This window comes from Thioalkalivibrio sp. AKL10, from assembly GCF_000381845.1.
Taxonomy (GTDB): Bacteria; Pseudomonadota; Gammaproteobacteria; order Ectothiorhodospirales; family Ectothiorhodospiraceae; genus Thioalkalivibrio; species Thioalkalivibrio versutus.
The window spans coordinates 263,731-288,543 of the sequence record NZ_KB907143.1; the positions used below are offsets into that span (position 1 = coordinate 263,731).

Genomic DNA, 24,813 nt, shown 5'->3' on the forward strand with positions numbered 1-24,813 from the left:
CGGTCACCGACAGGAGATACCGATGGAGTTCTCGATCTACCGCTTCAATCCGGAGACGGACACGCTGCCGAAGATGCAGCGCTTCAGCCTGCCCGATGACCAGGTCGAGCCCGGGATGATGCTGCTGGATGCCCTGCTTCTGCTGAAGGAACAGGACGACTCCCTGGGCTTTCGCCGCTCCTGTCAGCACGGGGTGTGTGGCTCCGACGGCATGAACATCAACGGCACCAATGGCCTGGCGTGCATCACGCCGCTGGCGGAGCTGGACTCACCCGTGACCCTGCGCCCGTTCCCGGGCATGCCGGTGATCCGCGACCTGATCGTGGACATGGACAACTTCTGGGAGCAATACCGCAAGGCCGAGCCCTGGCTGGTCAACGACAGCCCGGAGCCCGAGGTGGAGCGCAAGCAAAGCCCCGAGGACCGCGAACAACTGGACGGGCTCTACGAGTGCATCCTGTGCGGCTGCTGCTCCGCTGCCTGCCCATCCTACTGGTGGAACCCGGACAAGTTCCTGGGGCCGGCGGCTCTTTTGCAGGCCGCGCGCTTCATCCACGACAGCCGCGACGAGGCCACCGAGCACCGTCTCGAACAGCTGGATGATGCCTGGAAGCTTTACCGCTGCCACACCATCATGAACTGCACCCAGGTATGCCCGAAGGGCCTGAACCCGAGCCGCGCGATCAGCGACATCCGCCGCACCATGCTGAAGAAGTCGTTGTGATCGGCGCGACCCCCAACGGTTGTTCCACCCCGGTAGGAGCCTGCTTGCAGGCGAATGCCCCTGCCAAAGCAGGACGCGGGCAGGGGCTTCGCCTGCAAGCAGGCTCCCACAGGGGGCCTGGACGGGTGTTTGGGTGATGGAACCCGATAACCGGACACGCTGGCGCTGCCGCCGCGGCATGCTGGAGAACGACTGGCTGCTCGGCCACTTTCTCGCGCAGGGATATGCGCAACTGGACCAGGAGGGTCGCGATGCCTTCGAGCGCCTGCTCGATTACCCCGACAACGTGCTGCTGGACGTGGTCATGGGTCGCCAGACCACGGTGGACGAGGGGATAGCCCGTCTTGTCCCGGCGATCCGCGCCGCCACTCAGGCTTCGGCTCCGGCCTGACCCGGTTCTTCCCCGGCTCGCGCTCGCGGGCCAGATCCTCCTGCTCCTGGCTGTGGCCGGCTATGTGCTGGTGTACAGCCCGTTGTGGACGCTGGCTCCGGTCTTCGGACTGGCCGTGGCCGGCTGGTGGTGGCAAGGGCGGTCGCAACCGCCGGCCTGGGACTGGCTGGGGCAGACGCCCGAGGGTGCAACCTGGCTGGCCACCGCCGAGGGCCTGCGCCAGGAGCAGGTGGACTGGGTCGAGGTGCTTCCCGATACACGGGTGTTGCGCCGGGTCGTCATCCTCGTCGTTCGGGTGCCCGCGACCGGCCGGGTATGGCGCCTGTGGCTGCACGCCGGGCGCATGCATCCGGAGGACCTGCGCCGTCTGCGCGTGCGGTTGCGCTGGTCGCCCGCGCGCGAGGTGGTGGATCCCGGCTGGCGGGTGCGGCTTCGCGCGGGGGTGGAGCGGGGCGTTGCTATACTGGCGAAAAGCCGAGTACCCGGAGGCCCGAACATGGCTGGACCCGACAATGCGCAGGTGATGGTGGACGTGTCACACCTGCTGAGTGACGAGCCCGATCACGTGTACAGCGAGGATGAACTGGACGCGATCGAGGAACTCGATCCGGAGCTCGCGCTGCGCCTGGACCGGGCCCAGACCTTCGCCGAGCGCGAGGCGGCGGACGTGCCGGCCGATGGCCCGATCGACGTGGACGCGGTGCGCGCCGCGATCGAGGAGGCGCGGCGGATCATGATGCAGGACGGTGGCGATATCGAGTTCGTGGAGCTCGATGGGCGCACCGTGCGGGTCCGACTCAAGGGGGCCTGTGTGGGCTGTCCGCGCTCCACGCTGGACCTCAAGAATGTGGTCGAACGCCTGGTTCGGTCGCGTGCGCCGGGCGTGGCCAGCGTCGCCAATACCTTCTGAATCGGCTTTTCGGCAGTCAAGCCTGGCCGGCACTGAGCCGGCGCAGTAGCTGCCGGATGCGCCCCGGCCCGAAACCGTGCACCCGCTTGAAGGCCTTGCGAAAGGCCGCCTCCGAGGTATAGCCCACCGCGTCCATCACGCCCGCGACCGACTCCCGCCCGTCGCGTAGCTGGCGTTCCGCCAGGACCATCCGCCACTGGGTCAGGTAGTCGATGGGCGTCTGTCCGACCAGCACATGAAAGCGCTCCGCGAAGCTGCTGCGCGACATGGCCGCCTCGCTGGCCAGCCCCTCCAGGGTCCAGGCCGCCTCCGGGTGGGCGTGCAGGGCATCCAGTGCGCGGCGGATGCGGTCGTCGGCCAGGGCGGCGATCAGCGATCCCTCCGAGTGTTCGCGTTGCGAGCAGATGTGATGGCGCACGGCCATCACGAACAGGGTGTCCGCCAGGCGGTCCAGGACCGGCCGGTAGCCCGACGAACGCTCCGCGAGTTCGATGTTCATCAGGTCCGCCAGGTGTGACAGCCGGTCGCCGGATTCGCGGCGGCGGATGATGATGTGGTCGGGGAGTGCGGCCAGGATCGGGTTGCGGCGGCCTGAATCGAACTCGAAGTGGCCGCACAGGAGCTGGGTGACCGGGATATCCGGCGGATCCTCGCCTTCCACCAGCGTCAGATGGTTGTCGCGGTCGGGCACGGTGTCGCGGCTGGACATCAGGTGCCAGTCGTCATGCGGCAGCAGGAGAAGATCGCCGGCCTCCATCCAGACGGGGGCCATCGCCTCCATGTGCAGATAGCATCCGCCTTCCCCCACCAGGTGAAAGCTGGCATTCCCCGAGCCCGCCGTGCTGAGCTGCCACTCCCCGCACAGGCGCGGGTTGGTGTCGATGCGGGCGCGCAGGTTGTAGGCGGCCAGAACCGTCGACAGCACGTCTTCGTGGGGGCTGATGTCCATCAAACCTTCCTTTTGCCTGTTCCTGTTGGTTCTTCACCTTAGACCTTTGGGCGCCCGGTTGCCGGGCGTCACGGGCCTCTCCCCGTGGTCCCGGACGATCGGACATAAACGCCGGCGGATCACCCCGCGTACGGCGCGAGCCCGAGGTCTAGGCTTTATACCCAGTAGAAGGGGAAAAGGAGATCAGGACGATGGCTGCGACTGGAACCTTGGCAGTGCGCTTGCAGGGTTGGCTCGACTGGACGCGAGGCGCGGACTTCCTGGCGCCCCTGCTGTTGCGGCTCTACCTCGCGCCGGTGTTCTGGATGGCGGGAACCAACAAGCTGGACGGGATCCTGCCGAAAGAGAACGTGGTGATGTGGTACGGCAACGCGGACTGGGGGCTGGGCATGCCCTTCCCCTATTTGATGGTGATGTTGTCGGCGTATGCCGAGGTGCTGGGTGCGATCGCGTTGCTGCTCGGACTGGCGACGCGCTGGTTCTCGATCCCGCTGATGATCACGATGGTGGTGGCGGCCGTGACCGTGCATCTGGAACACGGGTGGCAGCGGATCTCCGACCCGATGATGTGCCTGTTCAACTGTTCCGGGATCGAACACGCGCAGATGCGCCTGGATCGCGCCAAGTCCATTTTGCAGGAGTATGGCAACTACAATTGGCTGACCGAGACCGGAAATTTCGCAATCGTCAACAACGGCATCGAGATGGCCGCGACCTTCTTCGTGATGCTGCTGGTCCTGTTCTTCTGGGGAGCGGGACGCTATGTCAGCATCGACTATTACATCCGTCGGAGGATGATGAGCAGGGGATAACTCCAAGAGCTGTTTCAGCAGCCATTACACAACGGGTCCAGCGGATCCATAATCGCAACACGAGGAGTACGACCATGAAGAACGATCTGTTTTCCACCAAGACTCTGGCCGGTGCCGTCGGCACGGCGGCAATCGGCATGGCCATGGCCACCAGCCCGGTGTTTGCCTCGGCCGACCTGAACCACGGCTATCAGCAGGGCGGCCAGTCGCCGCTGATGCTGGCCGAGGGTTCCTGTGGCGAAGGCACTTGTGGTGGCGCGAGCGATACCAAGGACAGTGAAGGCAGCTGCGGCGAGGGCACCTGCGGTGGCTCGGACGGCGACGAGAAGGATTCCGAAGGCGCCTGTGGCGAGGGGACCTGTGGCGGCTAAGGTCGTCCACCCTGCCAACCCGGCCCGCGTCAGCGGCGCCGGGCTCGGCTTGCGGCGGGCCCTGCTGGGTCCGCTGGCCGAGGCCCTGGAGGCGACGGAGCGCCTGGGGTTCTTCGAGGCGGCTCCGGAAAACTGGATGCACCTGGGCGGGCGTCTGGGCCGCATCTTTCGCGAATACACCGAGGCCCAGCCCTTTGTGTGCCACGGGCTGTCTCTCGACATTGGCGGGCCGCGCCCGCTGGACAAGACCTTTCTGCAGGACCTGCGTGTCTTCCTGGATACCCACGGGATCGAGGATTACAGCGAGCACCTCTCGGCCTGTGGCGACGGCCAGGGGCATCTGTACGACCTGATGCCGATCCCGTTCACCGAGGAGGCGGTGCGGTACGTGGCCGATCGCGTGCGCCAGGTGCAGGACATCCTCGGGCGCCGGATGGCGCTGGAGAATGTCTCCTATTACACCCCGGTGGGGGCCGAACTGGACGAGATCACCTTCGTGCGGGCGGTGCTGGAGGAGGGCGACTGCGACCTCCTGCTCGACGTGAACAACATCGTCGTCAACAGCATCAATCACGGCTACGAGCCGACCGAGTTCCTGGATGCAATGCCGCTGGAGCGAGTGCGCTACCTGCACATCGCCGGGCACGAGGAGGAGGCCCCGGACCTGCGGGTCGACACCCATGGCCAGCCGATCTGTTCCGATGTCTGGGCGCTGCTGGAGGCCACCTATGCCCGCATGGGGCCGGTGCCGACCCTGCTCGAGCGCGACTTCAACTTTCCGCCGCTGGAGGAACTGCTGGCGGAGACCGACCGGATTCGGGATCTGCAGTTGCGGTCGCGCGCCGGCCAGGAAGAGCGACTCCTGCATGCCTGAGGCGGATTTCCAGCAGGTACAGGGGGCATTCGCGCGGCACTTGCGTGACCCGGAGCGCTATCCGGCCCCGGAGGGGATCGAGAGTCGGCGCCTGGCGATCTACCGGCGTCTGTTCTTCAACAACGTGGCCAACCTGCTGGCCAGGGGTTTCCCGGTCCTGCGGGGACTGCTGGAGGCGCCCGCCTGGGAACAGCTGGTGCGCGACTTCTATCGCGATCATGGCAGCGAGACGCCGTATTTTCCGCAGCTGGCGGCGGAGTTCGTGCGCTACCTGGCGGAGGAACGCTCGGCGCAGCCCGGCGATCTGCCTTTCCTGGCCGAGCTGGCCCACTACGAGCGCGTGGAGACCGAACTGGTCTATGCGGATGCCACGCCGCCTCCGGATCTCGAGCCGGATGGTGACCTTATGGTTCAGGTTCCGGTGTTTTCGGCCGCCGCGCGGCTGCTGGCCTACGAGTACCCGGTGCACCGGATCGGGGCCGATTTCCAGCCCGATCAACCGGGAGAGGTGCCGACCTACCTGCTGGCGTACCGCACCGGGGAGGAGCGGGTGCGGTTTGCCGAGCTGAACCCGCTCGGCGCCCGGCTGCTGTGGCGGGTGATCGAGACACCGGCGACCGGCGACGAACAGATCCGCCGGGTGGCCGGCGATTTCGGGCTGGAACTCTCGGGCGAGCTGGTGGCCAGTGGACGCCAGTTGCTGCAGCACTACCACGGGCTGGGTGCCATTGTGGGGACCCGCACTGACCGCGCATCCGCCTGAGGCGGAGGGACCGGACGCGCACGTCGCAGACCCGGACGCCCGGATATGGGCAACGTCCAGGGCAGCCGCAAGGGAAGCAGGAAATCGCTGTCCCCCAGGCGCCACCGGATACGGGCGCAGTTGCCTCGGTACGGCGGCGCCATTGTCTCTTTTCTGATAGTGCTCTCGTGCCTCGACGATACCCGCGACTCGGTGCTGGAGCTGATCCGGAACCTGCGGTGAGACCGGGCCTCAGTAACCCAGGTCGAGGGCGGGTTCGTCGAGGGCGGCGGCCTGCTCGCGCAGGGTGAGGATGTGATCCTCCCAGAAGCGCGGCGTGTAGAAGATCGGAAAGCCGTCGACAAAGGCCGGGTCGTCGGCGCGCCGGGCCAGCCAGGCGGCGTGGCGCAGGATGCGCAGGGTGCGTAGCGGGGCGATCAGCCCGAGCTGGCGGCGATCCAGCGGTACGAAGGTCTCGTAGCCTTCCAACAGGGCCTGCATCTGCCAGGCCATCTCGGGCGGTTCGCCGGACAGGAACATCCACAGGTCCTGCATGGCGGGGCCGGTACAGGCGTCGTCCAGATCGACAAAGTGCGGGCCGTCGTCGGTCCACAGGATGTTGCCGGGGTGGGTGTCGCCGTGCAGGCGCAGCTGTGGGACCGGGCCGATCGTGTCGAGGTCCCGCTGGATCCGCCCCAGGAGGTCGGCGCTGAGATCGCGGTACACGGATTCCAGCTCCAGGGGCAGATAGCCGGAGTCGAGCACGGCCTGGCGTGCCTCCTCGCCACGCGGGACGGGATCGAGCACGGGCCGCTCGTGAAAGCGGGCGGCGCGTCCGACCTCGTGGATGCGGGCGATGAAGCGGCCGATGCGGACCAGGGTTTCGCGCTGCTCCAGATCCGGCGCGCGGCCGCCGCAGCGCGGGTAGACGGCGAACATGAACCCGGCGTGATCGTGCAGGGTTTCGCCTTCAGGATCGGCCAGAGGGGCGACTACCGGGATCTCGCGGCTTGCAAGTTCCTGGCTGAAGCCGTGTTCCTCGCGGATGGCGGCGGGTGTCCAGCGTTGCGGACGATAGAACTTGGCGATGACCGGTGTGGTGTCCTCGATGCCGACCTGGTAGACGCGGTTCTCGTAGCTGTTGAGGGCCAGCAGGCGCCCGTCGCAGCGCAGACCGGTCGTTTCCACCGCGTCGAGGATGACACCGGGTTTCAGTTCGTCGTACGGATGTGCATGCATGCTTGCAGTGTACGGGTTTGCCGCGCATGGTTCCGGCAAATTGACCGCGAGGAGTCGCGATTGAATCGCTATTACTGGGGGTTGGTTGTTGCCCTGGTGGGTCTCGTCGCCGTCTGGCTGGTGGTTGCGATGGGCCCGGGTCTGGATCTGGAGACCCTGCAGGTCGCGCGCCTGCAGGTGGAGGACTGGCGGGTCGCGCACCCGTTCGTCACGGCCTGGGTGTTCTTCCTGTTGTACATGGTGGTGGCCGCCTTTTCGGTGCCGGGGATCGTGGTGATGACCCTGGCCGGCGGTGCCCTGTTTGGCGTGGTCTGGGGCACCGTGCTGTCGTCGCTGGCTTCGACGTTGGGGGCGACCCTGACCTTTGTGGTGGCGCGGGCGCTGGCGCGCGATGCTGTTCAGCGTCGTTACAAGAACCAACTTGGGCGCATCAATGCGGGCTTTGAGCGCGAGGGCGCGTTCTACCTGTTCGCGCTGCGGATGATTCCGGTGTTCCCGTTCCTGTTGATCAACGCCGGGATGGGCCTGTTGCCGATCCGGCTCTGGACGTATTTCTGGGTATCACTCGTGGGGATGCTGCCGGCCACGGCGGTGTTCGCGAATGCCGGGACGCAGTTGGGGCGGCTTGATGGCATCGAGGGCATTCTCTCGCCGGTGCTGGTCCTGTCCCTGGTTGCCACGGGGTTGTTTCCGCTCCTGGCGCGGTGGCTGGTGAATGCCGTGCGCCGCAGGCGGGCTCGATTGGAGAACCCGGGCGCGGACTAACCCGCACGCAGTATCTGCCATCGCGTATATAATAGGGTTTACCGTTGGGAGGTGGCCGTGGAGCGCGCGCCGCCGGACACAATCTGGAAGTTCAACGAACGATCCCGTCACATATTGCGTGCGCTGTCCGACTCGGGGCGCGAACGACACAAGGAGTTTTCCATGACATTGAATGTTTTGTTGCGCCAGGGTCAGGTGGCCTTCCTCGCGCTGGGCCTGATCGGCTTCGGCATGGCCGCCGTGCAGGCGGAGGAAGCGTCGCTTGATCGTCCGATCGAGAAGGTGCTGGAGCCGATTCAGCTGACCGACCGGGTTCATTACTTCTACGGCTCGCTCGAGAACCGCACGCCGACCAATCTCGGTTTCACCAATAACACCGGCTTCGTGGTGACCGACGAAGGCGTGGTGTTGATCGATTCGGGGCCGAGCTACCAGGTCGCCCAGCGCATGGAGAAGGCGATTGCCGGGGTCACCGACAAGCCGATCACGCACGTGATCTCGGTGGGCAGCCAGGACCACCGCTGGCTGGGCAACGGCTACTTCCACGAGCAGGGGGCGGAGCTGGTTGCGCTGCAGCGGACCGCGAGCACCCAGGCCGATCGTGGGGAGGGGCAGATCGCCTCGCTGGCTAACTCCGTGGGCGAAGAGGCGATGGAGGGCACCCAGCCGGTTCCGGCACCGAACCCCATCGATGCCGATGAATACACCCTGACCGTCGGCGGTGTGGACTTCGAGCTGATCTATGCCGGGGATGCCCACTTCCCGGGCGACATCATGGTTCACCTTCCGGGCGAGGACGTCGTCTTTACCGGTGACATCGTCTACACCGAGCGCATGCTGGGCATCCATCCCTTCAGCAACCCGGTGGAGAAGCTCGAGGCCTTCCGGCACCTGGAATCCATCGATCCGGAGATCGTCGTGCCGGGGCACGGCCGCGCGACCGACATGGCCGAGGCGCGCCAGGACACGGGGGATTACCTGGAACTCCTGGTGCGCGAGGTGACGGCAGGCATCGAGGACTGGGAGTCGCTTAACGAGGTGGTCGACCGCCTGGCGGATCTGGAACAGTTCAAGCACCTGCGCCACTACGATGACTGGCACCGCCCGAACGTGAACCGGACCTACCTGTTCATCGAAGGCAACATGTAACAACCACAAGGTAATCCCGGCCACAGCCCGGGAGATCTGCCGACGGCGCGGGGCACATGGTATGCTTCGCGCCGTTGTCGTTTCCGGCAACTCCAAATTTCTGATACGCGACGTTCGACCCCGCGTATGGGTCGGCGAAGGAGCCTCGCAATGCCCGCAATAACCCTCCCCGACGGCAGCCGCCGCGAGTTCGATCACCCGGTCACCGTGCTGGACGTGGCGAAGGACATCGGTCCCGGCCTGGCCAAGGCCACCCTGGCCGGCAAGGTCGATGGCGAACTGGTCGATGCCCGCCACGAGATCGACACAGACTCCGCGCTGGCGATCGTGACTGACCGCGACCCGGAAGGGGTGGAGATCATCCGGCATTCGACCGCGCACCTGATGGCGCAGGCGGTCAAGCAGCTGTTTCCCGACGCGCAGGTGACCATCGGCCCGACCATCGAGAACGGCTTCTACTACGACTTCGCCTATGACCGCGGCTTCACGCCGGAGGATCTGGAGAAGATCGAGAAGCGCATGAAGGAACTGGCCAAGCAGGATCTGCCAGTCGAGCGCTCGTTGATGGATCGCGACGAGGCGGTGAAGTACTTCCGCGACATGGGCGAGGCGTACAAGGCCGAGATCATCGCGAGCATCCCGCAGGGGGAGAACATCTCGCTGTACAAGCAGGGCGACTTTGTCGATCTCTGCCGGGGCCCGCATATCCCGTCCACCGGCAAGCTGAAGGCCTTCAAGCTGACCAAGGTGGCCGGTGCCTACTGGCGCGGCGACTCCGACAACGAGATGCTGACGCGCATCTACGGTACCGCCTGGCCGAACAAGGACCAGCTGAAGGAGCATCTGGATCGGCTGAAGGAAGCCGAGCGCCGCGATCATCGCAAGATCGGTCAGGAACTGGATCTGTTCTCGATCCAGGACGAGGCCGGTGGTGGCCTGGTGTTCTGGCACCCGAAGGGCGCGCGCATTCGCCGCGAGATCGAGAAGTACTGGTACGACATGCACGAGAAGGCCGGCTACGACTTCGTGGTCTCGCCGCATATCGCGAACCTGGAGCTGTGGAAGACCTCCGGCCACGCGGATTTCTACGCCGAGTCCATGTACGAGCCGATGGAGGACGAGCACCAGTCCTTCCAGCTCAAGCCGATGAACTGCCCGTTCCACGTCCTGATGTACAAGGACCGGCTGCATTCGTATCGCGATTTGCCGCTACGCTGGGCGGAGATGGGGACGGTGTACCGCCGCGAGATGTCCGGTGCGCTGCACGGACTGATGCGCGTGCGCGGGTTTACCCAGGACGATGCCCACATCTTCTGCCGCGAGGACCAGATCGAGGCCGAGGTCATGGGCGTGATCGACCTGACCCTCGAGGTTCTGCAGACCTTCGGCTTCGAGAAGTTCGACGTGAACCTGTCGACCAAGCCCGAGGATGCGGTCGGCTCGGATGAAATCTGGGAACACGCGACCGCTTCGCTGCGCTCGGCGATCGAGAAGAAGGGCCTGGAATACTCGGTGGACGAGGGCGGCGGTGCCTTCTACGGTCCGAAGATCGATATCAAGATCCACGATGCGATCGGCCGCGAATGGCAGTGCTCCACGGTACAGCTGGACTTCAATCTGCCCGAGCGTTTCGACATGGAATACGTCGCCGAGGACAACGAGCGACGCCGTCCGATCATGATCCACCGCGCGCTGCTAGGCTCGGTGGAACGCTTCTTCGGCGTGCTGATCGAACACTATGCCGGACACTTCCCGGCGTGGCTGGCCCCGGTGCAGGCCGAGGTGCTGACCATTACCGAAAGGCAGGACGAATACGCCCGCGAGGTCACGAAGACACTGCGCGCGATGGGGTTCCGGGTCGAGGCCGACTTGAGAAACGAGAAGATCGGCTTTAAGATTCGCGAGCACACGCTCAAGCGCGTGCCGTACCTGCTGGTCCTTGGAGACAAGGAGATGGAAAATGGGCAGGTGGCGGTGCGTACGCGGAGCGGGGAAGACCTCGGCGTGATGCGCCTCGAGGACTTCGGCGAACGCCTCCGGGAGGAGGTCGGCAGTCGCCAACACTGAACCCTGAACTGGAGAGAAGGCTATTAGCGCAGCGAAAACGGTCCGCCTGAACGATCAGATCACGAGTCCGCAGATCCGACTGATCGACGCCGAAGGCGAGAATCGCGGTGTCTGCAGCACTGCAGAGGCCCTGGAAATGGCCCAGGAAGGTGGTCTGGACCTGGTCGAGATCTCGCCGAATGCCGAGCCTCCCGTGGCCCGGATCATGGATTACGGGAAGTTCAAGTTCGAGCAGGCGAAGAAGGCGCAGGAAGCCAAGAAGAAGCAGAAGCAGATCCAGATCAAGGAAGTGAAGTTTCGTCCGGGTACGGACGAGGGCGACTACAACGTCAAGCTTCGCAACCTGCGCCGCTTCATCGAGGCCGGTGACAAGGGCAAGGTGACCATCCGCTTCCGCGGGCGCGAGATGCGCCACCAGGAACTGGGTGGCGAGCTGCTCGACAAGGTCGAGAAAGACATGGCCGACATCGCGATCGTGGAACAGCGGCCGAAGATGGAAGGACGCCAGATGATCATGGTGCTGACGGGCAAGAAGAAGTAAGTCCGTCAGACGACAAGGGCGATCGGGTTTCCGCATACCCGCATCGCTTTTTCATAAACGGTCGGCCCGCAGTGGGTACGGCCCAAAATGCCGGAGAGAGTAATGCCGAAGATCAAGACCAATCGGGGTGCGGCCAAGCGCTTCACCCGTACCGGGTCGGGGAAGTTCAAGCGGTTCCAGTCGCACCGCAGCCACATCCTGACCAAGAAGCCTACCAAGCGTAAGCGTCACCTGCGCAGTCCGGCGATGGTGCACGAGTCGGATGCCCCGGCCGTGCGCAAGCTGCTGCCGTACCGTTGAACTGACCGAGGAATCGAGACATGCCACGAGTCAAGCGCGGTGTAACCGCTCACGCCCGTCACAAGAAAGTCCTGAAGCAAGCCAAGGGCTACTACGGCGCCCGGAAGAACGTCTTCCGCGTTGCCAACCAGGCCGTCATCAAGGCCGGTCAGTATGCCTACCGTGACCGTCGCCAGAAGAAGCGTCAGTTCCGGTCGCTGTGGATCGTCCGCATCAATGCGGCGGCCCGTCAGTTCGATCTCTCCTACAGCCGTTTGATGAACGGTTTGAACAAGGCCGAGATCGATATCGACCGCAAGACCCTGGCCGATCTGGCCGTGCACGACCTGACCGCGTTCGGCAAGATCGCGGAGAAGGCCAAGGCTGCACTGCCGGCCTGAGCCGCAGGGCCTGAAGGACTGCCCGCCGGCGGTGTGCCGGCGGGTCCCGAGAAGGGAGGGTCGATGCCCTCCCTTTTTTGTTTCGGGAACAGGAAACGAGGCGCCTGCAAGGCAGCGGCCCGCACTCGGGGGCCGCTGCCTTGCAGGCGAATAGGGGGCCGTGGAGGCCCGTACCAGTCGGGGGAAGTCGTGGAACAACTGCAACAGCTGGTCGCCGAGGCGCGCGAGCGCGTCGAAGGGGCCACGGACCTGAAGGCGCTGGACGAGGTCCGGGTGCACTATCTCGGCAAGAAGGGCGCACTCACGGCACAGCTCAAGGAGCTGGGCAAGCTACCGGCGGAGGAACGGCCGGCGGCGGGGCAGAAAGTGAACGAGGCCAAGACCGAGGTCGCCGGCCTGATCGAGTCGCGCAAGGAGGCCCTGGCGCAGAGCGCACTGGCGGAACAGCTGGCGGGCGAACAGGTCGACGTGACCCTGCCGGGGCGGCGTCAGGCTGATGGCGCGCTGCACCCCATTACACAAACCCTGGAACGCATCGAGACCTTCTTTGCCGGATTGGGCTTCCGCGTGGCCGAGGGCCCCGAGGTGGAAGATGACTTCCACAACTTCGAGGCCCTGAACATCCCCGAGCATCACCCGGCGCGGGCGATGCACGACACCTTCTACTTTGATGCCCACCGCGTGCTGCGCACGCATACCTCGCCGGTGCAGATCCGCACCATGGAACAGGAGCGCCCGCCGCTTCGCGTGATCGCGCCAGGGCGCGTGTATCGCTGCGATTCGGATCTGACGCATAGCCCGATGTTCCACCAGGTGGAAGGGCTTTGCGTGGATACGGACATCACGTTCGCGGATCTGCGCGGCGTGTTGAGTGCATTTCTTCAGGCCTTCTTTGATCGGGACGATCTGGCCACGCGCTTTCGGCCGTCGTACTTCCCGTTCACCGAGCCGTCGGCCGAGGTCGACATCCAGTGCGTGCACTGCGGCGGTCACGGCTGCCGCGTTTGCAGCCATACCGGCTGGCTGGAGGTGATGGGCTGCGGGATGGTGCACCCCAACGTGCTGGGTCACGTGGGGATCGACGCCGAGCAGTACACCGGCTTTGCCTTTGGCCTGGGCGTCGAACGCATGGCGATGCTGCGCCATGGCGTGAACGACCTCCGGCTGTTCTTCGACAACGATATCCGCTTCATCGGGCAATTCGGGCAGACAGGCTAATGCGTATCAGTGTGCAGTGGCTGCAGGAATGGCTGCAGATCGACGAGACCCCGGAACAACTGGGCCATCGCCTGACCATGGCGGGTCTGGAACTGGATGCGATGGAAGCGGCGGCGCCTGCGTTCAGTGGGGTGCGGGTGGGCCATGTGGTGGCAGTCGATCCGCACCCGGACGCGGATCGCCTGCGCGTGTGCCGGGTCGAGGCCGGAGAGACGGAGCCGCTGACCATCGTCTGTGGCGCGCCCAACGTGCATGAAGGCATGCGGGCGCCGGTGGCGGTGATCGGTGCGGTATTGCCCGGCGATTTCCGTATCAAGCGCTCCAAGCTGCGCGGCGTGGCTTCCGAGGGCATGCTCTGCTCCGCTCGCGAGCTTGGCCTGGCAGATGATGCCGAAGGCCTGATGTCCCTGCCGGCGACGCTGGAGGCCGGCCAGGACCTGCGTGAGGCGCTGGGGCTGGACGACACCATCCTGGAAGTGGACCTGACGCCGAACCGGGCCGATTGCCTGGGCATGCGCGGGATTGCGCGGGAGTGCTCGGCATTGCTGGACCGGCCGCTGCATGCCCCGGCGATGCCGGCCGTGGACGTCGCCAGCGATGCCCGGGTGAGCGTCGTCATCGAGAATCCGGAGGCCTGCCCCTTGTATGCCGCACGGGTCCTGGAGGGTCTGGACGCCAAGGCCGCGACGCCGCTGTGGATGACCGAACGCCTGCGCCGTGCCGGGGTGCGCCCGCTGAGCGCGATCGTGGATGTGACGAACTACGTGATGCTGGAACTGGGCCAGCCACTGCATGCCTTTGATGCCGATCGCACGGGCGCCTCGATCCAGGTGCGCCAGGGCAAACAGGGGGAAACCCTGACGCTGCTCGGAGGCGACCAGACGGTGAAATTGTCGCCGCAGGATCTGGTCATTGCGGGTGATGACGGCCCCCTGGCGCTGGCCGGAGTGATGGGCGGCGCCGCCAGCGCGGTCGATGCCAGCACCACCCGCGTGATCCTCGAATGTGCGCATTTCGCACCGCGAGCCCTGGCCGGTCGGGCGCGGGCCCACGGCCTGCATACCGATGCCTCCCACCGTTTCGAGCGGGGTGTCGACCCGACCCTGGTCCCGCAGGCGATGGAACGCGCGACCCAGCTGCTGCTGGAACTCTGCGGCGGGCAGTGTGGCCCGGTCGAGCAAGTGGGCGCGACGCCGGCGTCCCATGCGGAACAGGCGATCGTCCTGCGCCCGGATCGTGTCCAGCGCTTGCTTGGGGTGACCCTAGAGGCTTCCGAGGTCGAGCGGATCCTGGAGGCACTGGACTGCCGCATCGAAACGAGCGCGAGCGGCTGGTCGGTACGCGCCCCGCGGGCCCGATTCGACCTCGAACGCGAGGAGGATCTGATCGAAGAGCTGGCCCGGGTGCACGGTTATGACGCCCTGCCGCAGACACTCCCGAAGCCGGTTGCGCCGGTGACGCCGGAGTCGGGTCTGCCGTCACTGCGCAACGGGCTTGCCCGCCAGGGGTTCCATGAGGTGATCAGCTTCAGCTTTATCGCTCGCGAGGCCGCCAGTGCGTTCTACCCGGACGTGGAACCCCTGGCGCTGGCGAATCCCATTTCGTCCGATCTGGCGGTGATGCGCCCGGGGTTGTGGCCCGGGTTGGTGACCACTGCGGCCTACAACCAGGCGCGCCAGCAATCGGACCTGCGCCTGTTCGAGCATGGCCTGCGCTTTGTTCCGGATGCGTCCGGTCTGCGGCAGGAGCCGCGACTGGCCGGCCTGCTTGGTGGGAGGGTGGCTCCGGAAGCCTGGGAAGGCGAGGCGAAGAAGGTCGATTTCTTCGACGCCAAGGGCACCGTGGAAGGCCTGTGCGAACGCGTCACCGGTCCGCTCGGCTTTCGCGCGGAACGTCATCCGGCGCTGCATGACGGGCAATCCGCACGGGTACTGGTGGACGGGCAGCCGATCGGCTGGGTCGGGCGTCTGCACCCGGCGCTGTGCGAGCGCTTCGACGTGGAACCGGTCTACCTGTTCGATCTGGACGCGACCGCCGTGGTGCGCGCCCCGGTGGCGCAGTTCTCGCCGTTGTCGCCGTACCCGTCCATCCGTCGGGATCTGGCGCTGGTGGTGGCCGAGTCGGTGGCGGCGGGCGATGTGCTGGCGGCTATCGACGAGCTTGGCCTGGAGATCCTTCAGGACGCTCGCCTGTTCGATGTGTACCAGGGCAAAGGCTTGAATCCGGACGAAAAAAGCCTGGCTTTGGGCTTGATTTTACGGGCTTTTGATCGCACCCTAGGCGAACAGGACGTGGCTGGCGTCACCGATGCGGTGGTGCAGCATCTCCAGGCCCGGTTCAACGCAACCTTGAGACAATAGCCGATGGCAGCTGTAACCAAGGCGGATCTCGCCGCCGCGCTAAACGAGGAACTGGGTCTCAACAAGCGCGAGGCCAAGGAATTCGTCGAGATGTTCTTCGAGGAGATGCGGCAGTCGCTGGAGACCGGCGAGGGCGTGAAGCTTTCCGGGTTCGGGAATTTCATCCTGCGCGACAAGAACCAGCGGCCAGGGCGCAATCCCAAGACGGGCGAAGAGATTCCGGTCTCCGCGCGTCGTGTGGTGACCTTCCGGCCGGGACAGAAACTGCGCGAGCGGGTAGAGAGCTATGCTGGAGGCGAGTAACCACCAGGAACTGCCCGCCATCCCGGGCAAGCGCTACTTCACCATCGGCGAAGTCGCGGAGCTGTGCCAGGTCAAGCCGCATGTGCTGCGGTACTGGGAGCAGGAATTCCCGATGCTGGAGCCGGTCAAGCGGCGCGGCAACCGTCGCTACTACCAGCGTCAGGACGTGATCCTGATCCGTCAGATTCGCGCTTTGCTGTACGAAGAGGGCTACACCATCAATGGTGCCCGTCAGAAGCTCTCCGGCGACGAGGCCAAGGGCGATCGCCAGCAGGCCCAGCAGATTATCCAGGACACCATCTCCGAGCTCGAGTCGGTTCTGCGCGTTCTGCGCGCCTGAGGCCCGGACCCAGGGGTTGGGTGGCTTTCGGGACGTCGTGTTGATGCGATTCGCTTCGCTCGTCGCATCCTACAGAGCTGAATCGGATTTACGGTAACGCAGGCGGGAACCCGCGTAGGATGCGACGAGCGAAGCGAATCGCATCAATGCGCCATTCTCGGTGTACGTGACACGAATGGTCCGCACGGATCTCGCAGCAATGGGGTGGCCGATGCTTTCGTGAAGGCGGGGAATCGGATATAGTTCGCGGCTTCGGGGCGTGGCGCAGTCTGGTAGCGCATCTGCATGGGGTGCAGAGGGTCGCAGGTTCAAATCCTGCCGTCCCGACCAAACGGGAACGATCAAAAAAGGCCGCTTCAAGCGGCCTTTTTTGTGTTCGGAGTTGCAGGTGGCGGCGTCGCCTGGGCTCAGGCTCAATCCATCGAGCGGCGGCGCGCCTCGCGCTGGTAATGGAGCAGGGCGATGTTGGTCTGGCGTTCCATCCACTGGGTCATTCCGACGATCTCGAAGCCCGCAAACTCGAAGCCATCACGCGTGCTGCGGCGACGGTTGGCTAGCCGCAGGTCCCCGGAAAGGCGTTCACTGACATCGGGGAGCAAGAGGTTCTCGAAGGCCAGGTTCGCCTGGTCCTCAAGCGCATCCAGAAGGGTGGTGGACAACTCGATGCACATGCCCTGGGCAGAGAGGTCGGCAACCTCGCCAATCACGGGATCCTTCCAGGCCTTCGCATGGAGTTCGATCTGAGGCCGCTGGGCCATCGGGATGTGCACGCGGAACGTTTCGCGGCGTTGCAGGTAGTGCAAAGTCTCCGGATAGGTGCAGACGTAGAGCGCGCCTTTTTGCTCCTGCTCGATGCGTGTTACATGCGTGCCGAATCGTACTGCAACCCCGCGCAGCGCGGCGAATACGCGCAAGTCCATGCCGGCCTGAACCTGCTGGTGCGCCCGAGGCGGGGTCAGCTCGTCGAGAAAGAGTTCCTTGGCGGCTGGGTCCAGACGGACCAGGGCCGAGGTGTACAGGGGGCCGTCGGTATCCACGCGAACGCTCACGACGGTGAGCTTGTGGTCGAGGTCCTTGAGGATGCCGGCAATCCGGTCCGGCTTGTCGACGGTATAGTCGGTGTCGTCCATGCGTCCGAAGTGTTAGGAAAGTGTGAGGACGCAAGGTACTGGTGGATGCCGCGAAAAGCCAGCCTCCACCAGCACCGGCCTCTCAGGCCTGGGTGATCTGGCGTCCGCCGCGGTTTCCGGGCCGGGCGCGGCCATACGGGTCGTAGGTGGCCGCGGGGCCGGTTTCCTCGCCGCGGAGGATCTGCATGGAGAGTTCCACGCGCTGGCGATCACGGTCGATCAGGCGCGCATTGCCCTGATTCAGAGTGTCGCAGCGTTCGATGGACTGGCGCAGGGCTTGCCAAAGGTCGTTCAGTACGACGCCATCGTCCATCTTCGAGAACAGGCGCGCGATGCCCTCGGGGCTGAAGGCCTCGCCGGCGGCCTCGACCAGGCCTTGCTGGTTGCGGGTCTCGGTTTCCAGTTCATGCAGCAGGGTCTGCTTGCCGGTCACCACGTCCTGCAGCGTATCGGGTTGGCGCGCTTCGACCGCGCGCGTCTCCTTTAGCAGACTCTCTTCCAGCTGATGAGCCAGCCGGATTGAGGTCTCGAGCGAGCGTTGCAGTTTATGGTGCGCGTCGGCATTCATGGGCGATAGACCGGGTTAGCGCAGCAGGCTTTCGAGGTCGATCATGCGATCGGCCAGCTGCTGGTTGTCCACTGGATAGTTGCCGCTGGAGATTGCCTCGCGCAGTTCGGCAACGCGGGCGGCGTCGAAGGGGGCGGTGTCGCCCGCGCCGGCCGCGGCATTCATTGCCTGGGCGGCCCCGGTGAGCGTGACCGAATCATTGTTTGCCGTCGATGCGTTACCGGAGGCCGGGGCACGGCTTGCCGTGTTGCCGGACTCGTCGCGACCCTTTACCCCGGGGTTCTGGCTGTCGGGGCGCAGGCTGTTCGTATTGAGGCCCTTGATATCCATGATGCCTTCCTGTCGTTGTAACTGTGCTGCAATTGTTTACGGCCAGCGTTGCTGAAACTGTAGGCCTCGGGGGCGGAAAAGTGTAACGGGCTTCACAGTCCGCCTCGAAGATCGTTGGCGTGCATGGTGGGGCGAGGCCTCAAAGCGCTACCCGGATGTGGCCGGAGGCCTGGATTTCGCCTTCGACGACGCGCCCGGAGGATGCGTTCTTGACGCGGATTCGTTCGCCCAGCGTCCCGTTCTCCAGCGCTTCGCCCTGCATGCGGATGGCGATTGAGCCGTTCTCTGCCAGGATGGTAACCCGTTGGCCGCGACTGATGATCTCGCGCGGGCTCACGTGCTGGGTTCCGATGATCTGACCCGGGCGGATGCTGCGCCGGGTCTGCTGGCCGATCAGGGCATTCTTTTCCTCATGATAACTGCCGGCATGGCGCGAGGTCTCGATTCGCTGGAAACGCAGGTCGCCCGCCGAGAGGGTGTGCTGGCGCGGCAGGGTACGGTTCGCAACCAGCACTTCGGCGTAACGTTCGACCGTCGCCGGCACGTATAACTGCCAGGTCACCGGGCCGGCACACTGGATATGGACAGCGGTGTTGCCGTCACGCCGCCCGCCGGGTGGGAAACGCGCTTCCAGGCCGTCCGTACAGGGGACGAGGCGCAGACGCTTGTCGAGCTGGCCAATCTCGATGGAAACATCCTTCTCGGTATCGGTAACGCCCAGTTCCTGAATCAGGAACTGCTCGGCGGCGTGGCGGATGTCGTCAACCGGGTGGACTTCGGCCCGGACGCTGGTAGACAGCAGTACCAGGGTGAACAAGAGGGCGACTCCGGCAAGGAGACGCGGAATGGCTCGCACGTTTGCGCTCGAGTCGATCACGCTCGCTGGCGAGGCACCGGAGGGCCCGCCTTTTCCTGGAACGAATGAGGCCCCAACGCGAACGAGCGAACGGATCAGCGTCTTCCTGGCAGCGGAAGAAAATTCTGAAATGGGTCGGCGCTGGTTCATGTTGCGGTCCTGTTTGGTCCTGTCCTGCGCAGCCAGTTCGGTGCGGGCGTCGGACTGTGCGCGAATGGCTCGGGTTTGACGGATCTTGCGTCGATGTCGAGCGAGTCGCGTGCGGTTTCAGTGCGCAAAAACATGCAGATGTCGTGCCAATGAATGGGCACCCCGCGCCGCGCGCGCATTCAAGGCCCGTCGGAGGCGGCCGTTATGGCCATGAGGCGGCGTCAGAAGGCGCATGCACGCAAATGCAAATGACAGGCCGGGGTTGCGCGGTGCACACTTGGCCTTTGAGGCCTGTCCGGTGCTAAGAGCAATCGGGGCAAGGAGAGCGGCACGATGAGTCAATTCATTGACGATGTGAATCAGCGAACCCAGTTGGTGGGGCAGAACCGCATGGAGCTGCTGCTGTTCCATCTGGGTGGGTCGCAGACCTTCGGGATCAATGTCTTCAAGGTCCGCGAGGTGATTCCGTCGCCGCCGCTGCGTCAGATTCCCGGCTCCATGAGCGTGGTACGCGGAGTGGCGACGTTGCGTGGCGGTACCGTGCCGATCATTGACCTGACGCGAGCGATGGGCCTGCGTGGCGCCGTCGGGGCGGTCGACAACGGGGAGCAGAAGGTGGTGGTCACCGAGTTCAATCGTTCGGTGCAGGGCTTCTGGGTGTCGGCGGTGGACCGCATCGTCAACGTGAACTGGCAGGACGTGAAGTCGCCCCCGCGCGGAACCGGGCGCGAATCCTTCCTGGTGGCCGTCACGGAGATCGACAACAAGCTGGTCGAGATTATCGATGTCGAACGGGTGCTCTCCATCGTCAATCCGCTGCCCAGCGAGGTCTCGCCATCCATCCGCGAGAACGCCCGCGAGGCCAGCGGGCGCAAGGTCGTGATCGTCGATGACTCGGTGGTGGCGCGCAAGCAGATCGAGGGGGCGATCAAGGGACTCGGTTTCGAATACGATGTCTTCAAGGATGGCCAGGAAGCACTGGACTTCCTTGAGCAGAAGGCCGCGGAAGGGCCGGTAGGCGACCAGGTCGAACTGGTGATCTCGGATATCGAGATGCCACGCATGGATGGCTACACCCTGACCGCGCGCATCCGGGACAATCCCGCGCTGCAGAATTTGCGGGTGCTGCTGCACTCCTCACTGAGTGGGGAATTCAACACGGATATGGTCAAGCGCGCCGGGGCCGATGCCTTTTTGTCCAAGTTCAATCCCGACGAGCTGGCGAATGCGGTGCTGGACCAGACCGGGCGCCCGGATCAACAGGCCGAATGACCGGTCGGGCGGAACCGCGTTGCCGCTCGGCAAGCCCGGAGCGGCGACGGGTGGCCGCCACTCGGGCTGTATGGTGCCATGCGCGCGACGCCGTATACTCGACCCGATCTTCGGGATCACCCCGGTTTTCCGGCCAAGAGGCCCCGGTCAAGGATTCGTCATCAGGATGCCTAATCACGATGGACAGCGCTCAGGGATGACTCGGTGATCGATTCCCGCGACTACGAGGAGTTCTCCCGCTTTCTGCAGGACTGCTGCGGTCTGGTGCTGGGCGACAGCCGCCAGTACCTGGTTTCCAGTCGTCTGTCGCGCCTGCTCGACGAGTTTGACTTCAAGAGCGTCCCGGAACTGCTGCATGCCATGCGGCAGGCCCCGAATCCGCGCCTGCGCACCCGCGTGATCGATGCGATGACGACCAACGAGACGTCCTGGTTCCGCGATGGCTTTCCGTTCGAGATCCTGCGTCACGTGTTGTTGCCGGAACTGGCCGCGAAGGGAGGCAGCATCAAGGTCTGGTCCGCGGGCTGCTCCAGTGGGCAGGAGGCCTATACGATCTCGATGGTAGTCTCGGAATGGGAGGAGTCGCGGCCGGCCCGGAAGGTTCCGGTCTCCATTCTGGGCACGGACCTGTCAGAGAAGATCCTGGACGATGCGCGGCGGGCCGTGTACGACGGCCTGAGCATCGTGCGCGGGCTCAGCGAGAACCGGCGCGCGCGCTTCTTCGAGACCGTCGCGGATGGCCACAAGGTGATCCCGGATGTGCAGCGGCGCTGTCGCTTTCAGAAGCTCAACCTGATCGACAGCTATGCGGCGCTGGGCAAGTTCGACCTGGTGTTCTGCCGCAACGTGCTGATCTATTTCTCGGGCGACACTAAGCGACAGGTTCTTGACGCTATCGCCCGGCAGATGAATCCGGGCGGGTATCTGTTTCTTGGCGCTTCCGAGACCGCAGGGCCCTATACCCAGGCTTTCGAGACCGTACGAACCGAGTACGGCTCGGTACTTCGTCTGAAGTCCTGACGTAATCCAGCCTCGGGGCTGATTCCCGGGAACGCCCGTGCAATGCGGGCGGCGAGTCGTTCCATCCCTTCCCCTGGCTGCCCGCTGTGCCTGCGCCCCTGCGGCACGCCGCTCGAGAATGGCATAACGATTGCTTCAGTCCCCCTGCGAAGGGTCGCAATCGGTGCGCCCCGTTCTCCAAGCGAGGGTCCGCCACGGGCGGACAGGACGGAAGCGATGAGTCTCTCTCTCGACAAGGCGATGGGTATTTCTCCGCAGGCGGTGAATGTGCGGGCGCAGCGCATGGAGCTGTTGGCCTCCAACATCGCCAACGCGGATACCCCGAACTACAAGGCGCGGGATATCGATTTTCGTGCGGTGCTCGAATCCGCGGCCGGCGGCGGCAACACCTTGCCCATGGCGCGCAGCCAGGCGGCGCATCTCGACCCCAACGCCGGCGCGATGAACGGGCAGGTCGAGGCCCTTTACCGCACTCCCTCGCAGGCATCTCTGGATGGCAACACGGTGGATCCGCAAATGGAGCGGGCCGCCTTTGCCGAGAACGCGGTGCAGTACCAGAGCAGTCTGGAATTCCTTAATCGCCGGGTCTCCGGCATCCGCGAGGCGCTGCGGGGAGACCGCTAGCGTGACGCGGACCTGATCGGGAGATCGATGTCGTGAGCAACCTCTTCAGTCTGTTCAATACCTCCGCCTCGGCGCTGTCGGCGCAGTCGGTGCGCCTGAACACCGTGGCCTCGAACCTGGCCAACGCGAACACCGCCGCGACCAACCCCGACGAGGCCTATCGCGCCAAGCAGGTGCTGTTCCAGAGCGTGATGGACCAGGCCAACCCGAACGGTTCGTCGACGGCCGTTCGGGTGGCCGGCGTGACCGAGTCGCAGGCGGCGCCGCATGCGCATTACGAACCCCATCACCCGCAGGCCAACGAGGAGGGCTACATCTTCCGTCCGGCCATCAGCGTGGTGGAGGAGATGGCCAACATGATGTCCGCCTCGCGCAATTACGAAGCCAACGTGGAGGTGATGGAGACCTCGCGTCAGCTGCTCCAGCGCACATTGCAGATCGGTCAAGGCTAGGGAGCCATCGATGACACAGATATCGCCCGAATTGCTGGATCGCCTGGGCCTCTCGCGCCCCGAGCAGAAACAGGACAAGGACATGGACCGCCTGGGCCAGTCCGACTTCCTCAAGCTCATGACGACCCAGCTGGAGAATCAGGACCCGATGGAGCCGATGGACAACGGCGACTTCCTGGGCCAGATGGCGCAGTTCTCGACCGTAACCGGCATCGAGGAGCTGTCCAAATCCTTCAAGCAGCTGGCGCAGTCGCTGGGCCAGAACCAGACGCTGCAGGCGGCCTCCCTGGTAGGCAAGGACGTACTGGTTCCCGTCGAATTCGGCGAGCTGGGTCCGGACGGCATGGTCAAGGGTGCGGTGGACCTGGATCGCTCCACGGAGGAGCTGCAGATCGACGTTTACAGCCCGAACGGCGAGCGCATCCGCCGCATGAACCTGGGCGCCGCCGGCAGCGGCTTGCAGGAGTTCAGCTGGAACGGCATGCGCGACGACGGGACCTTCGCACCCCCGGGCGTCTACGAGTTCAAGGCCACGGCCCGCTCCGGGACTCAGTCCGAGGCCGTGGATACCTTCCTGGATGCCCGCGTGGAGAGCGTCGCGGTGGGTAACGATTCCGGGCTGGCACTGACCGTGCAAGGCCTGGGCGAGATCAGCTTTTCGGATGTACGGCGGATTGGCGGCTAACGACCGGCGCGCGTCGAACGAACCCTAACGGAGGAAACACCCCATGCCCTTCAATATCGGATTGAGCGGACTGAACGCGGCCCAGGCCGACCTGCAGACCACCGGCAATAACGTCTCGAACTCGGGGACCACCGGCTTCAAGCGCTCGCGGGCGGAATTCGGCGACGTGTTCGCCCAGAGCTTCGGTGGTATCAGCCAGACGGCGATCGGCTCCGGCACCCGCCTGCAGGCGGTGACCCAGCAGTTCTCGCAGGGCCGGACCGAGTTCACCGAGAACGGCCTGGACCTGGCCATCGACGGCGAGGGATTCTTCGTACTGAACGACCAGGGCAGCACGGTGTATACCCGGGCCGGCGAATTCCAGGTCAATCGTGACGGCTTTCTGGAGAACAACCAGGGCCAGCAGTTGCAGGGCTACCCGCCGCAGAATCCGAACACCACCGATCCGGACTTCAATACCGGGCAATTGGGCGATATTCGTCTGCAGACCGGTGATGCACCTCCTCAGGCGACGAGCCAGATCGAGGCTCTCGTTAACCTGCGTTCCGATGCCGAGGCGCCGGAAGATGATTTTGATCTGACGGATCCCGATACCTACAACTTCTCCTCATCCCTGACGGTGTACGACTCGCTGGGTACTGCACGTGACGCAACCGTCTACTTCGTGAAGGGGGATGGTAATCGTGAATGGACAGCCCATGTAGGCCTGGACGATGGCACGGATCCGTATGGCTCGTTCGACCTTGAATTCGACGGGAGCGGTGCACTTTCAAGCGTGGACCCTGAGCCGGCCCAGGTAACCGTGCCGACTGCAGCTCTCGGCAATGGGGCCGAGCCGCTGGTGTTTGAAATGGATTTCGACGGCACGACTCAGTACGGCGGGGATTTTTCGGTTAATGACTTGAACCAGGACGGCTTTGCCTCCGGACGTCTGACTGGAGTCGATATCGACTCCAGCGGCGTGGTTTTCGCCCGCTTTACGAACGGTCAGTCATCCGTGCTTGGGCAGGTAGCAATGGCCAATTTCCGCAACCCGCAGGGGCTCGAGCAGCTGGGCAATAACAACTGGGCCGAAACGTTCGCTGCAGGCGATCGCCAATTGGGGGCGCCAGGGACCAGCAACCTGGGGACTATTCAGGCCGGTGCACTTGAGGCCTCCAACGTGGATATCGCGCAGGAGCTGGTGAATCTGATCACTGCGCAGCGCAACTTCCAGGCGAACGCGCAGACGATCTCCACGGCCGATCAGGTCACCCAGACGATCATCAACATCCGTTAAGTCGCGGATGAG

Annotated in this window: 29 protein-coding genes and 1 tRNA gene; 24 read left to right on the forward strand and 6 right to left on the reverse strand. The window is 64.7% G+C overall.

Annotated features, from left to right (window positions below; translation table 11 throughout):
- Window positions 1-22 precede the first annotated feature (22 nt).
- The 3 genes from G333_RS0107020 to G333_RS0107030 all read left to right on the forward strand — a co-directional run bounded on the left by G333_RS0107020 (window position 23) and on the right by G333_RS0107030 (window position 2,025).
- The gene (locus G333_RS0107020; protein ID WP_018169984.1) at window positions 23-724 is read left to right on the forward strand and encodes a succinate dehydrogenase iron-sulfur subunit; all 702 of its coding nucleotides are present in this window, start codon (window positions 23-25) and stop codon (window positions 722-724) included.
- 136 nt (window positions 725-860) lie between these two features.
- Window positions 861-1,115, forward strand: coding sequence for a succinate dehydrogenase assembly factor 2 (locus G333_RS0107025; protein ID WP_018938539.1), 255 nt, complete (start codon window positions 861-863; stop codon window positions 1,113-1,115).
- A gap of 52 nt (window positions 1,116-1,167) precedes the next feature.
- Window positions 1,168-2,025 carry a NifU family protein gene (locus tag G333_RS0107030; RefSeq protein WP_019628056.1) on the forward strand — a complete coding sequence of 286 codons (858 nt, stop codon included), beginning with the start codon at window positions 1,168-1,170 and terminating at the stop codon, window positions 2,023-2,025.
- 16 nt (window positions 2,026-2,041) lie between these two features.
- On the opposite strand, the gene G333_RS0107035 is transcribed toward G333_RS0107030, so the two are convergent.
- Window positions 2,042-2,974 carry an AraC family transcriptional regulator gene (locus G333_RS0107035; RefSeq protein ID WP_019628057.1) on the reverse strand — a complete coding sequence of 311 codons (933 nt, stop codon included), beginning with the start codon at window positions 2,972-2,974 and terminating at the stop codon, window positions 2,042-2,044.
- A 191-nt stretch (window positions 2,975-3,165) separates the two neighbouring features.
- Between G333_RS0107035 and G333_RS0107040 the strand changes: the two genes are divergently transcribed.
- The 4 genes from G333_RS0107040 to G333_RS0107055 all read left to right on the forward strand — a co-directional run bounded on the left by G333_RS0107040 (window position 3,166) and on the right by G333_RS0107055 (window position 5,794).
- Window positions 3,166-3,786, forward strand: coding sequence for a DoxX family protein (locus G333_RS0107040; protein ID WP_038038102.1), 621 nt, complete (start codon window positions 3,166-3,168; stop codon window positions 3,784-3,786).
- Between the two features lie 74 nt (window positions 3,787-3,860).
- On the forward strand, window positions 3,861-4,157 hold the full coding sequence (locus G333_RS0107045; RefSeq protein WP_018169979.1) for a hypothetical protein: 297 nt from the start codon (window positions 3,861-3,863) through the stop codon (window positions 4,155-4,157).
- A complete protein-coding gene (locus tag G333_RS0107050; protein WP_019628059.1) occupies window positions 4,147-5,031 on the forward strand; it encodes a DUF692 domain-containing protein in 885 nt (294 codons plus the stop codon). Before G333_RS0107045 ends, G333_RS0107050 begins: the two co-directional genes overlap by 11 nt.
- Entirely contained in the window at window positions 5,024-5,794 is a 771-nt protein-coding gene (locus G333_RS0107055) for a DUF2063 domain-containing protein (RefSeq protein ID WP_019628060.1), read from the forward strand. Before G333_RS0107050 ends, G333_RS0107055 begins: the two co-directional genes overlap by 8 nt.
- A 231-nt stretch (window positions 5,795-6,025) precedes the next feature.
- On the opposite strand, the gene G333_RS0107065 is transcribed toward G333_RS0107055, so the two are convergent.
- Entirely contained in the window at window positions 6,026-7,012 is a 987-nt protein-coding gene (locus G333_RS0107065; protein ID WP_018176638.1) for a serine/threonine protein kinase, read from the reverse strand.
- A 60-nt stretch (window positions 7,013-7,072) separates the two neighbouring features.
- Here G333_RS0107065 and G333_RS0107070 point away from each other — a divergent pair, with 60 nt between their 5' ends.
- From G333_RS0107070 to G333_RS0107120, 11 genes are all read left to right on the forward strand, one after another.
- On the forward strand, window positions 7,073-7,777 hold the full coding sequence (locus tag G333_RS0107070; protein ID WP_019563553.1) for a TVP38/TMEM64 family protein: 705 nt from the start codon (window positions 7,073-7,075) through the stop codon (window positions 7,775-7,777).
- Between the two features lie 162 nt (window positions 7,778-7,939).
- A complete protein-coding gene (locus G333_RS0107075; RefSeq protein WP_018938530.1) occupies window positions 7,940-8,926 on the forward strand; it encodes an MBL fold metallo-hydrolase in 987 nt (328 codons plus the stop codon).
- A gap of 150 nt (window positions 8,927-9,076) precedes the next feature.
- Window positions 9,077-10,993: a threonine--tRNA ligase gene (thrS, locus tag G333_RS0107080; protein WP_018952008.1), complete on the forward strand. Its 1,917-nt coding sequence runs from the start codon at window positions 9,077-9,079 to the stop codon at window positions 10,991-10,993.
- 22 nt (window positions 10,994-11,015) lie between these two features.
- Window positions 11,016-11,534 carry a translation initiation factor IF-3 gene (gene infC, locus G333_RS0107085; RefSeq protein WP_077276933.1) on the forward strand — a complete coding sequence of 173 codons (519 nt, stop codon included), beginning with the start codon at window positions 11,016-11,018 and terminating at the stop codon, window positions 11,532-11,534.
- A 102-nt stretch (window positions 11,535-11,636) separates the two neighbouring features.
- Window positions 11,637-11,834: a 50S ribosomal protein L35 gene (gene rpmI, locus G333_RS0107090; protein ID WP_017942014.1), complete on the forward strand. Its 198-nt coding sequence runs from the start codon at window positions 11,637-11,639 to the stop codon at window positions 11,832-11,834.
- 20 nt (window positions 11,835-11,854) lie between these two features.
- Window positions 11,855-12,214 carry a 50S ribosomal protein L20 gene (gene rplT / locus G333_RS0107095; protein ID WP_018145454.1) on the forward strand — a complete coding sequence of 120 codons (360 nt, stop codon included), beginning with the start codon at window positions 11,855-11,857 and terminating at the stop codon, window positions 12,212-12,214.
- 189 nt (window positions 12,215-12,403) lie between these two features.
- Window positions 12,404-13,432: a phenylalanine--tRNA ligase subunit alpha gene (gene pheS, locus G333_RS0107100; RefSeq protein ID WP_018169970.1), complete on the forward strand. Its 1,029-nt coding sequence runs from the start codon at window positions 12,404-12,406 to the stop codon at window positions 13,430-13,432.
- Window positions 13,432-15,792 (forward strand): phenylalanine--tRNA ligase subunit beta, encoded by a 2,361-nt coding sequence (gene pheT, locus G333_RS0107105; RefSeq protein WP_019628062.1) that lies wholly within the window; start codon window positions 13,432-13,434, stop codon window positions 15,790-15,792. Before pheS ends, pheT begins: the two co-directional genes overlap by 1 nt.
- A 3-nt stretch (window positions 15,793-15,795) precedes the next feature.
- The gene (locus tag G333_RS0107110) at window positions 15,796-16,095 is read left to right on the forward strand and encodes an integration host factor subunit alpha (RefSeq protein ID WP_018140932.1); all 300 of its coding nucleotides are present in this window, start codon (window positions 15,796-15,798) and stop codon (window positions 16,093-16,095) included.
- Window positions 16,079-16,435, forward strand: coding sequence for a MerR family transcriptional regulator (locus G333_RS0107115; RefSeq protein ID WP_018140933.1), 357 nt, complete (start codon window positions 16,079-16,081; stop codon window positions 16,433-16,435). The genes G333_RS0107110 and G333_RS0107115 overlap by 17 nt, the downstream gene beginning before the upstream one ends.
- 253 nt (window positions 16,436-16,688) lie before the next feature.
- Window positions 16,689-16,765: transfer RNA gene (locus G333_RS0107120), tRNA-Pro, on the forward strand.
- Window positions 16,766-16,848: 83 nt separating this feature from the next.
- On the opposite strand, the gene G333_RS0107125 is transcribed toward G333_RS0107120, so the two are convergent.
- From G333_RS0107125 to flgA, 4 genes are all read right to left on the reverse strand, one after another.
- Window positions 16,849-17,565 (reverse strand): flagellar brake protein, encoded by a 717-nt coding sequence (locus G333_RS0107125; protein ID WP_019628063.1) that lies wholly within the window; start codon window positions 17,563-17,565, stop codon window positions 16,849-16,851.
- A gap of 82 nt (window positions 17,566-17,647) precedes the next feature.
- Entirely contained in the window at window positions 17,648-18,133 is a 486-nt protein-coding gene (locus tag G333_RS0107130; protein ID WP_018938526.1) for a flagella synthesis protein FlgN, read from the reverse strand.
- Between the two features lie 15 nt (window positions 18,134-18,148).
- A complete protein-coding gene (gene flgM / locus G333_RS0107135; RefSeq protein WP_018938525.1) occupies window positions 18,149-18,463 on the reverse strand; it encodes a flagellar biosynthesis anti-sigma factor FlgM in 315 nt (104 codons plus the stop codon).
- A gap of 139 nt (window positions 18,464-18,602) precedes the next feature.
- Entirely contained in the window at window positions 18,603-19,280 is a 678-nt protein-coding gene (gene flgA, locus G333_RS0107140; RefSeq protein ID WP_018952005.1) for a flagellar basal body P-ring formation chaperone FlgA, read from the reverse strand.
- Between the two features lie 522 nt (window positions 19,281-19,802).
- Here flgA and G333_RS0107145 point away from each other — a divergent pair.
- The 6 genes from G333_RS0107145 to flgE all read left to right on the forward strand — a co-directional run bounded on the left by G333_RS0107145 (window position 19,803) and on the right by flgE (window position 24,801).
- The gene (locus G333_RS0107145; protein ID WP_019628064.1) at window positions 19,803-20,741 is read left to right on the forward strand and encodes a chemotaxis protein CheV; all 939 of its coding nucleotides are present in this window, start codon (window positions 19,803-19,805) and stop codon (window positions 20,739-20,741) included.
- A 204-nt stretch (window positions 20,742-20,945) separates the two neighbouring features.
- Window positions 20,946-21,761, forward strand: coding sequence for a protein-glutamate O-methyltransferase CheR (locus tag G333_RS0107150; protein WP_019628065.1), 816 nt, complete (start codon window positions 20,946-20,948; stop codon window positions 21,759-21,761).
- 216 nt (window positions 21,762-21,977) lie between these two features.
- The gene (gene flgB, locus G333_RS0107155; RefSeq protein ID WP_019628066.1) at window positions 21,978-22,385 is read left to right on the forward strand and encodes a flagellar basal body rod protein FlgB; all 408 of its coding nucleotides are present in this window, start codon (window positions 21,978-21,980) and stop codon (window positions 22,383-22,385) included.
- Window positions 22,386-22,417: 32 nt separating this feature from the next.
- Window positions 22,418-22,837, forward strand: a complete 420-nt coding sequence (gene flgC, locus G333_RS0107160) for a flagellar basal body rod protein FlgC (RefSeq protein ID WP_018145464.1) — start codon at window positions 22,418-22,420, stop codon at window positions 22,835-22,837.
- A 10-nt stretch (window positions 22,838-22,847) separates the two neighbouring features.
- Window positions 22,848-23,522 carry a flagellar hook assembly protein FlgD gene (locus tag G333_RS0107165; protein ID WP_018938521.1) on the forward strand — a complete coding sequence of 225 codons (675 nt, stop codon included), beginning with the start codon at window positions 22,848-22,850 and terminating at the stop codon, window positions 23,520-23,522.
- Between the two features lie 43 nt (window positions 23,523-23,565).
- Window positions 23,566-24,801, forward strand: coding sequence for a flagellar hook protein FlgE (gene flgE / locus G333_RS0107170; RefSeq protein WP_019563560.1), 1,236 nt, complete (start codon window positions 23,566-23,568; stop codon window positions 24,799-24,801).
- Window positions 24,802-24,813 lie beyond the last annotated feature (12 nt).

Bases quoted from the DNA above. Each gene is read 5' to 3' on its own strand.
- G333_RS0107020 (WP_018169984.1), top strand. From the start codon at position 23: ATGGAGTTCTCGATCTACCGCTTCAATCCGGAGACGGACACGCTGCCG.
- G333_RS0107025 (WP_018938539.1), top strand. From the start codon at position 861: ATGGAACCCGATAACCGGACACGCTGGCGCTGCCGCCGCGGCATGCTG.
- G333_RS0107035 (WP_019628057.1), bottom strand. From the start codon at position 2,974: ATGGACATCAGCCCCCACGAAGACGTGCTGTCGACGGTTCTGGCCGCC.
- G333_RS0107040 (WP_038038102.1), top strand. From the start codon at position 3,166: ATGGCTGCGACTGGAACCTTGGCAGTGCGCTTGCAGGGTTGGCTCGAC.
- G333_RS0107045 (WP_018169979.1), top strand. From the start codon at position 3,861: ATGAAGAACGATCTGTTTTCCACCAAGACTCTGGCCGGTGCCGTCGGC.
- G333_RS0107055 (WP_019628060.1), top strand. From the start codon at position 5,024: ATGCCTGAGGCGGATTTCCAGCAGGTACAGGGGGCATTCGCGCGGCAC.
- G333_RS0107065 (WP_018176638.1), bottom strand. From the start codon at position 7,012: ATGCATGCACATCCGTACGACGAACTGAAACCCGGTGTCATCCTCGAC.
- G333_RS0107075 (WP_018938530.1), top strand. From the start codon at position 7,940: ATGACATTGAATGTTTTGTTGCGCCAGGGTCAGGTGGCCTTCCTCGCG.
- thrS (WP_018952008.1), top strand. From the start codon at position 9,077: ATGCCCGCAATAACCCTCCCCGACGGCAGCCGCCGCGAGTTCGATCAC.
- rpmI (WP_017942014.1), top strand. From the start codon at position 11,637: ATGCCGAAGATCAAGACCAATCGGGGTGCGGCCAAGCGCTTCACCCGT.
- rplT (WP_018145454.1), top strand. From the start codon at position 11,855: ATGCCACGAGTCAAGCGCGGTGTAACCGCTCACGCCCGTCACAAGAAA.
- pheT (WP_019628062.1), top strand. From the start codon at position 13,432: ATGCGTATCAGTGTGCAGTGGCTGCAGGAATGGCTGCAGATCGACGAG.
- G333_RS0107110 (WP_018140932.1), top strand. From the start codon at position 15,796: ATGGCAGCTGTAACCAAGGCGGATCTCGCCGCCGCGCTAAACGAGGAA.
- G333_RS0107115 (WP_018140933.1), top strand. From the start codon at position 16,079: ATGCTGGAGGCGAGTAACCACCAGGAACTGCCCGCCATCCCGGGCAAG.
- G333_RS0107125 (WP_019628063.1), bottom strand. From the start codon at position 17,565: ATGGACGACACCGACTATACCGTCGACAAGCCGGACCGGATTGCCGGC.
- G333_RS0107130 (WP_018938526.1), bottom strand. From the start codon at position 18,133: ATGAATGCCGACGCGCACCATAAACTGCAACGCTCGCTCGAGACCTCA.
- flgM (WP_018938525.1), bottom strand. From the start codon at position 18,463: ATGGATATCAAGGGCCTCAATACGAACAGCCTGCGCCCCGACAGCCAG.
- G333_RS0107145 (WP_019628064.1), top strand. From the start codon at position 19,803: ATGAGTCAATTCATTGACGATGTGAATCAGCGAACCCAGTTGGTGGGG.
- flgB (WP_019628066.1), top strand. From the start codon at position 21,978: ATGAGTCTCTCTCTCGACAAGGCGATGGGTATTTCTCCGCAGGCGGTG.
- G333_RS0107165 (WP_018938521.1), top strand. From the start codon at position 22,848: ATGACACAGATATCGCCCGAATTGCTGGATCGCCTGGGCCTCTCGCGC.
- flgE (WP_019563560.1), top strand. From the start codon at position 23,566: ATGCCCTTCAATATCGGATTGAGCGGACTGAACGCGGCCCAGGCCGAC.